This is a genomic window from Microcystis sp. M53602_WE12, from assembly GCF_030065455.1.
Lineage (GTDB): Bacteria > Cyanobacteriota > Cyanobacteriia > Cyanobacteriales > Microcystaceae > Microcystis > Microcystis aeruginosa.
This window is the reverse complement of record NZ_JASJFB010000185.1, coordinates 1-6,029: the sequence shown is the minus strand read 5'-3', so window position 1 is coordinate 6,029 and position 6,029 is coordinate 1. Positions and strand designations below refer to the sequence as shown.

The following is a 6,029-nucleotide window of genomic DNA, read 5'->3' as shown; positions in this document are numbered from 1 at the left end:
GTGTCAGTCTGTAGAGCGACCATAAGACCAGAACAGAGTAAATCTGTTAAGGCAGGTGCGAAAAATCCTTCGGGAAAGAAGCAGAAACCTAAATCGTGAGGTTTGGGAATCACCGTCCGTTTACGGCGGTGAGGATGTCAAAGATACTATCGCGACTTACGGCATAGTCGGATAAAAGTGCGCTGCCTCGATCGTGACTACTTGCCCAATCCCGAAAAGCTTGCGCTCGTTCCGTCGGTGTTGCCGTCTCGTAAAAAGGTGTTTTTGGCTCTATCAGTTGTTTTAGCATTGTCTCCAAGAGAATTTCTACCTTTTCTGGTGATTGGTGACTAATTCTTGCCAAAATCTCGGCAATTGCCTTTAAATCTTGCTGATGGGCTTTTTTAAAGTCTAGCAGCATTTCCGCTCCCTCCCCATCTAGCGATCGCTGAGAAAAAGGAGTAATTTCCATAGATATTGCTCTCCTTGAAAACCGCTAAAACTTGATTCTGCCATAAAAACTTTTTTTAGAATAGATTGGGATCGACACCGATCGCCCCTTCACCGTCCGCATCTTGCAGGTTAGCACCGTCTAACCGAGCATTAGTGAGATTGGCCTTCTCTAAGTCAGCTTTTTGCAGATTGGCGTTGGTTAAGTTTGCTCCTTGCAGGTTGGCTTTTTCTAAATCTGCACCTAAGAGATTGGCCCCGCTTAAATCGGCTCCCGCTAGGAGAGTTTTGCCGAGGTCGGCTCCCTGGAGATTAGTCCCTTTCAGGTTAGCACCCTGTAGGTTTGTTCTTTCTAGATCCGTTTGGCTGAGGTTTGCTCCTTCTAGATTGGCCCAGGACAGGTTTAAATCTTTGAGGCTAATTCCGTTAAAGTCACAACCGACACAGGCGTTAGTTTCCTGTAGTTTTTGCAGATTATCGGCGGCAGCCGGCTCGACCAGAGTAATTTTTGCCGGTGCGCCGCCAGTGGGGGTAACGGCCCCAGCGATGGCAGGGTGGAAGCAAGAAAAAACTGTGATTAGCAATAGACAGAAGGCTGTCAGTAGCTTCGGTTTCATCGTTTTTGATCTCCTTGAGTGATCTTTTTGAGTCTCTGTTTTCACTCTAGGCAATGGCTTTAATAAAAACAAATATTCTTTGTTTTCAAATCCATAAATTCCCTTTATGCAAAGCTGGGAAACCCCCTCGCCGTTCCATCACTTTTATTTATTAAAACGACAATTAAGAATATTTGCTTTTATGCTTGTCCCGTACCTAAGATGATAGTGTCCGGCCAAAATCCTAGTCAAGGAGAGCGTTTTCAGCAATCTCGCCATCGATCGCAAGCTCAAGAACTTGACCTTAGATTTATACCGACAAAAAAATAGTCAAGAATCCTAGCAGGAAATACCAAGACGCATCTACAACGTCATAGGAGTAAAAATATAATTATATGTCCCCTCAAATTCTCGATATAGCTGAAAATCTCTCTCTAACCACTTGCGGCACTATTCTCACCCTGGCAGTCTTAGAAACCATTCTATCGGCCGATAATGCCGTCGCCCTGGCCGCTTTGGTGCGAGAACTTCCCGACCCCAGACAACAACGCCAGGCTTTAAACTGGGGATTGGCCGGGGCATTTGTGTTAAGAGTTGCCCTGTTAGTCAGTGCCAGTTGGACAGTTAAATTCTGGCAGGTGGAGGTACTGGGTGCTATTTATCTGATCTGGTTAGCGGGTAAGCATTTTTGCCAGAAATTTTTAAATATAGAAATAGAAGACGAAAATTTTGCCACTAATCTCGCCATAGAATCTTTTGGCCGTGTTATTGTTCTGATTGCTTTTACGGATCTGGCTTTTTCCCTCGATAGTGTGACAACAGCGATCGCCCTAGCCGATCGATTCTGGATTCTTCTGACTGGTGGTATTTTGGGAATGTTAGCCCTACGATTTTTGACCGGTTTATTTGTCAGGTGGTTAGCTGAGTTTGTTTACCTACAAGATGCGGCCTATCTGACGGTTTTAGCGGTAGGGGGAAGATTGTTATTAAAAGCTTGTCAACCAACCTATTTGCCGCCAGAGTGGATGGTATTAATGATGGTGGCGGCCTCCTTAAGTTGGGGCTTTTCTAGGCGTGTTGTGGTGGAATAGTTCTGGCAGCAAGGGATTTTCTCAATTTTTTAGGAGCGTGTCAACCGTTATACTCCGGGAGGATGGGCGACTGTGACATAATTTGGGACTAGGTACGGTAAGAGTCGCTAGTGAACCCCGTTAGCCTTGGAGACTTCCTTGCTAGACACCATTTCCACCCTATCCCCAAAACTAACAGCGATCGAAACCAAGGGAAATCCTCTCCCCAAAGTTGTCAGTTGTTCCTCCACCTGTCGTTATTGTCGGTTTTATAAGTTTCAGGGGAGAGGAAACGGCTATTGTCAACGCTTGGGAGTCGCTGTCCACAGTCATTGGCGCGCCTGTCCTTTGATTTGTCCACCTTTCGCCCCTTCCTGGGAAAGGTCGGAAAATGGGTAATTCTAAGTAGTTATCTGGATTTTACCGCCTGTATCGAGCAATTTTCTCCCCATCCCGCTCCGTCCGAGGATGGGGTTTTAATCGAAACCGATGCTTTCTACTCCACCGCTATCGGGACTGGTGGCGACAAAATAGAGAATTCCCGACCCTAGACAAGCGATCGCTATACTAAAGCAAATAATCCAGACTTGAGCAGGTTCGTAGCTATTACTATCGATCGCTCGCCGGATGAGAAAATATCGGCGCGTGGCGATGACAACGGTTAATAATCCCACCATAGCGAAGACAAAACCCAACAACCAACCCAGTCCTAGAGATGACGAAGATACTGTTCGTAAACGCAAAATGACCAGACCAAAACCCATCAAAGCGATGGAAGCGCGCATCCAAGACAGATAGGTGCGTTCGTTGGCCGAATGATCTCGCCAGTAATCAGGGTTAAATTTCTGCTTTGTCTTTTGGGATTTAAATAACATAGAGGAGTTCCTCGCTGGGAAGTTCAATAAAATCAAGTATTCTTTCTTATGGTTTTAATAAATTGTTTTTATCATCTAGTTTTTCGCTTATCTTTAACCAATTCAAGGGACTTGAGCAGATTATCATCCATAAATAGGGGGAGTTTACCGTCCCATCTTTCGATCGCTTTGTTCTGTAAAACTTCTGGACTTAAGGAATCTTGGAGAATGCGATGAGCTGCCGCCTCTCCTTTAGCCAGATTGATTTTCACTTCCGATTCTTTCAGAGCTTTCAGCACCATAAAACCGGCTTTTTTGGCCTCCTGTTCGGCAATTTGTTTGGCTTCCACCGCGTCGGTAAAGCGATCGGAAAAATTGACATGAACCAAAGAAATATCATCGACACCGATATGATAATTTTTCAGTCTTTCGCTCAAACGAATATCCACTTCTCCTTTCACCTCCTCCCGTTTAGTAATTAATTCTTCGGCGGTATATTTAGCCATAACTGCCTTGAGAATTTCCTCCACTGCTGGATCGATTACTCGTTCAATGACAGCCGCTTCATCGCCAATTTGTTGAAAAATAGTATTAACTTCTGATGCTAAAATATGCCAATTCAGGGCTACATCTGTAAATACTTCCTGTAGGTCTTTGGAGGAAGCTTCGGCCGCTATCTGTTGTTTTTGGATTCTCACACTTAGTTTTTTTACCGTGTTAACAACGGGAATAATCCCGTGAATGCCCTCATTAAGTATGTGATCTTGCACCTGTCCAAAAACCATTAAAACCCCTCTTTCTCCAGCATTGACAATCACGAAAGGATTAAAAATAATCGCCAAAATTAATAACAAAAAAAAGAGATTGCTTGGTCTAGCTAAAAGACGATTTTTAGGCATTCTTGGTTAAGACATTAAAAATAAACGATAGGATCGGCTGTCAACTAATATATAAATCCCTAGAAAAATATAGATAAAAGGACTAATTTTATGTCCGTAGTTTGTAACCACTTTAGCTATCCTGGGATGGGTAATCAAAAAATAGGCTAGGAGGCACCAAATCCCCATCATGAGATAAAAAACTATCATAATAATTAAGACGTGCATCGGGGAATTATTGGCAAAAAGAGAGGTATAGATACCAATATTATCACCACCATTAGCAACGGTCACGGCGGCAACGTAATAGGTTTGGGAGGGAAAACGAGGAAAAAAGGAGCGATTTTTAGAATAATTAACATCTTCTCTTACTTCTTGAATGTAATCCTCATTTTCCCTTGACAAAAGTTGTTTAATGCCGATAATCAAAGGAATAAATCCTAATAGACCAATCCATTCTTTAGAAACCAGTAACCCAAATAGTAACCCGAGGGAACTAGCTAGGAGAATCAGGGTAAAACCGAGGTATTGACCAATAATCAGGTGTCGAGGTCGAAAATTAGCATTAAGTCGCGAGAAAAACAACATTAGCACCATCAGATCATCGAGATTTGTGGCTACAAAACTCGTCACGCTAGTAATTAAAAGGGCTACTAACCAATTCATAGATTGAAAAAAGAGATAATCCTTCCCATTCTAAATCTCGTAGTGCCAGATGTCCTCCTCTCGTAAAAGAAGACGATGGACAGGAAGACGTTCCACGGCCCCCTGTTGTTCTAGACTATTAAGTGCGCGGGTAATTGTGACTCTGGTGGTTCCTAATAAGTCAGCGATATCCTGATGAGTTAGACGCACATCAATTAATTGTCCAGTACCAGTTTGTTTACCAAATTGATTGCCTAACCATGACAGTAATTTCACAACCATAATATCAGTACGTTTGTAGCTACGAATAATACTTAGCTCTTGTGCTTGCTGAAGATGAGACAGCAGAATTTCTGCCATTTGATAACTCTCAACTGTGGAAAAGGAAACTGCTTGTACAGGAGTGATGCACTCAACTTGATAGGGATTGACTCTCTCTAGGGTTTTACCGACAAAACTGCCAGGTCCCCACAATCCCAAGACGATCAGGGTTCCATCTTCTAACCAGGTGGAGGTTTTCACGACTCCACTCTCGATTTTCCAGAAATTAGGGTTTCTGAGGGGCAAAATCGCCCGATTATCAAAGTGCCAGCGATGGGGGGTTGGTGGTTGATAGGTAAGCGTCATGATTGGTAAGTAGTCGTGCAAAATTAATTTTCTAGTCGAGACTCCGAGACAGGAGACAGGAGACAGGAGACGGGAGACAGCTATTAGGGATCGGATTTGATAATTTTGGGGTAAAAACGATAATTACCCCAAAAAAGACCGATTGTATGCCCTTGCAAGCCCTATTTATTTCGGGGTGCTAGTCTTCTCCAGTTCCGTTGTGGCCGAGGAGATCAGTTCTTGCCAAGCTCGATCGCTTTCCTGTAGAGTCTGTTTAACCGCGTCGATGGTCTTTTCCACGCGAGTTTTCAGGAAAGGGGAAGCACTGTCTTTGAGTCGTTCGGTGTCGTCGGCTAAGATATCGATCGTCTCGGAGGTATTAACGAGGCTATTTTCTAGGGTAATAAGGTTGTTTTGCAGGGTTTCACTGAGTTTAGCCCCGGATTTGGTCAATTTTTTCGTCAATTTACTCACTTTTTCCCCTAGATCGTCAATATTATCCGCTAAGTCCTCTAGGTTGTCCTGTTGAGCTTCGATAATCTTCTTGTCGAGAGAAGGAGCGGCTAGTTGAGCCTTTAGGTCATCGATAGCCGATTTTGCCGCTTGGATGGCTTTTTCATAGGCAATTTGGGCATCTTCCAGAATTTTTGGGCTAGAAACCTCATTTTTTTTCTTAACGGGTTCCACCACAGTGCCACCCGTTGCCGTTGCACGGTCGATGACGGCCAACTGTTCGGGGAGTAGGGGCAAGGCGATCGCATTTCCCCTTCCCCCTAGGAGCAAAGTGACAGTTAAGAGGAAAATCAGCAGCCGGAAAACTTGATTTTTGAGGCTTTGAAAGCTCTTATTTCGGTTGATCATAGTTGAATTTTCTCCTGTTCAGAAAAGTGGTTACTCTATCTAAATATTATCACATAAAATTTTTGTTTTGTATTTGTTTATAATAAATTT

9 protein-coding genes are annotated in these 6,029 nt (G+C 43.5%); 2 read left to right on the top strand and 7 right to left on the bottom strand.

All coding sequences use genetic code 11. From position 1 onward, the window contains the following. Nucleotides 1-109 precede the first annotated feature (109 nt). Together PX482_RS07065 and PX482_RS07060 are read right to left on the bottom strand one after the other, a co-directional pair. Entirely contained in the window at nt 110-451 is a 342-nt protein-coding gene (locus PX482_RS07065) for a hypothetical protein (protein ID WP_147069608.1), read from the bottom strand. A 55-nt stretch (nt 452-506) separates the two neighbouring features. After that, entirely contained in the window at nt 507-1,046 is a 540-nt protein-coding gene (locus PX482_RS07060; RefSeq protein WP_288094203.1) for a pentapeptide repeat-containing protein, read from the bottom strand. A 374-nt stretch (nt 1,047-1,420) separates the two neighbouring features. Here PX482_RS07060 and PX482_RS07055 point away from each other — a divergent pair, with 374 nt between their 5' ends. Beyond that, nucleotides 1,421-2,116 carry a TerC family protein gene (locus PX482_RS07055; protein WP_288094201.1) on the top strand — a complete coding sequence of 232 codons (696 nt, stop codon included), beginning with the start codon at nt 1,421-1,423 and terminating at the stop codon, nt 2,114-2,116. A 138-nt stretch (nt 2,117-2,254) separates the two neighbouring features. Beyond that, nucleotides 2,255-2,494: a hypothetical protein gene (locus PX482_RS07050; RefSeq protein ID WP_223210634.1), complete on the top strand. Its 240-nt coding sequence runs from the start codon at nt 2,255-2,257 to the stop codon at nt 2,492-2,494. Between the two features lie 77 nt (nt 2,495-2,571). Here the strand turns inward: PX482_RS07050 and PX482_RS07045 are convergent, their stop codons facing one another. The 5 genes from PX482_RS07045 to PX482_RS07025 form a co-directional block, all read right to left on the bottom strand. After that, on the bottom strand, nt 2,572-2,970 hold the full coding sequence (locus PX482_RS07045) for a YidH family protein (RefSeq protein WP_002762678.1): 399 nt from the start codon (nt 2,968-2,970) through the stop codon (nt 2,572-2,574). A gap of 71 nt (nt 2,971-3,041) precedes the next feature. After that, the gene (locus PX482_RS07040) at nt 3,042-3,848 is read right to left on the bottom strand and encodes a prohibitin family protein (RefSeq protein WP_002762680.1); all 807 of its coding nucleotides are present in this window, start codon (nt 3,846-3,848) and stop codon (nt 3,042-3,044) included. 6 nt (nt 3,849-3,854) lie between these two features. Next, nucleotides 3,855-4,493, bottom strand: a complete 639-nt coding sequence (locus PX482_RS07035) for a cadmium resistance transporter (protein WP_002762681.1) — start codon at nt 4,491-4,493, stop codon at nt 3,855-3,857. Between the two features lie 30 nt (nt 4,494-4,523). Beyond that, entirely contained in the window at nt 4,524-5,099 is a 576-nt protein-coding gene (locus tag PX482_RS07030) for a Crp/Fnr family transcriptional regulator (protein WP_002762683.1), read from the bottom strand. Nucleotides 5,100-5,264: 165 nt separating this feature from the next. Next, the gene (locus tag PX482_RS07025; protein WP_288122244.1) at nt 5,265-5,939 is read right to left on the bottom strand and encodes a hypothetical protein; all 675 of its coding nucleotides are present in this window, start codon (nt 5,937-5,939) and stop codon (nt 5,265-5,267) included. Nucleotides 5,940-6,029 lie beyond the last annotated feature (90 nt).

Bases quoted from the DNA above. Each gene is read 5' to 3' on its own strand.
- PX482_RS07030 (WP_002762683.1), bottom strand. From the start codon at position 5,099: ATGACGCTTACCTATCAACCACCAACCCCCCATCGCTGGCACTTTGAT.
- PX482_RS07055 (WP_288094201.1), top strand. From the start codon at position 1,421: ATGTCCCCTCAAATTCTCGATATAGCTGAAAATCTCTCTCTAACCACT.
- PX482_RS07045 (WP_002762678.1), bottom strand. From the start codon at position 2,970: ATGTTATTTAAATCCCAAAAGACAAAGCAGAAATTTAACCCTGATTAC.
- PX482_RS07065 (WP_147069608.1), bottom strand. From the start codon at position 451: ATGGAAATTACTCCTTTTTCTCAGCGATCGCTAGATGGGGAGGGAGCG.
- PX482_RS07035 (WP_002762681.1), bottom strand. From the start codon at position 4,493: ATGAATTGGTTAGTAGCCCTTTTAATTACTAGCGTGACGAGTTTTGTA.
- PX482_RS07025 (WP_288122244.1), bottom strand. From the start codon at position 5,939: ATGATCAACCGAAATAAGAGCTTTCAAAGCCTCAAAAATCAAGTTTTC.
- PX482_RS07060 (WP_288094203.1), bottom strand. From the start codon at position 1,046: ATGAAACCGAAGCTACTGACAGCCTTCTGTCTATTGCTAATCACAGTT.
- PX482_RS07040 (WP_002762680.1), bottom strand. From the start codon at position 3,848: ATGCCTAAAAATCGTCTTTTAGCTAGACCAAGCAATCTCTTTTTTTTG.